This is a genomic window from Mesorhizobium sp. M7A.F.Ca.US.005.03.2.1 (assembly GCF_003997795.1).
Taxonomy (GTDB): domain Bacteria; phylum Pseudomonadota; class Alphaproteobacteria; order Rhizobiales; family Rhizobiaceae; genus Mesorhizobium; species Mesorhizobium ciceri.
In genome coordinates this window covers 1-700 of sequence record NZ_RZRP01001483.1, presented here as the reverse complement: position 1 = coordinate 700, position 700 = coordinate 1, and the positions used below count along the sequence as shown (strand labels likewise).

At 61.3% G+C, this 700-nt stretch carries 1 protein-coding gene; it reads right to left on the bottom strand.

Annotation, left to right across the window (positions count from 1 at the left end):
* The coding region (locus EN991_RS38635) for a crotonase/enoyl-CoA hydratase family protein (RefSeq protein ID WP_127370651.1) at nucleotides 1–613 on the bottom strand (613 nt) is incomplete at its 3' end.
* Nucleotides 614–700: the final 87 nt, after the last annotated feature.

Below are 700 nucleotides of genomic sequence, written 5' to 3'. Positions count from 1 at the left end.
GCCGCAGGATACGCCTGGCCAGATCAAATGCCGCCGGCATCAACTCGGCATGCGGGACAACCTCGTTGACGAGACCCAGTTCAAGCGCCCGCGGCGGCGCAAACCAGTCGCCGGTCAACAGCAGTTCGAGCGCCCGCTTGCGCCCCGCGAGCCTCGGCAAGCGCTGGGTTCCACCAAAGGTCGGCGGCATTGCGAGGTTGATTTCCGGCTTGGCGAACAAAGCGCGGTCACTGGCGATAGCAAGCGGTACGGCCTCGGTGATTTCGCAGCCGCCACCAAAGGCAATGCCGTTGACGGCGGCGATGATGGGCTTGCGGTAGGCTTCCAGCCTCGCCGTCAGCCGCTGCCCGCGCATGACGAAATCCCGCATCGCGACACCGACGCCAAGCGCCACGCTGGCCGAGAACTCGTGAATGTCGCCCCCCGCCGAAAACGCCCGCTCCCCTGCTCCGGTCAGAATGACCGCACGAACGCTGTCATCGACTTCAATGTCGTCAAGGACCGCAAGCAGGCGATCGATCAGGGCATAGTTCAGCGCGTTGAGTTTCTCCGGCCGGTTGAGGGTGAGGATGGCAATCCCATCCCGGGTTTCGCTAAGGACAAGATCTGTCATTTGGCTCTTCCTTCTCCATCATGCTGATGGAAGGAAGACTATGCCCTTTGTCGCTTGTGTATATTCACTAGTCGGTATACATAGGCT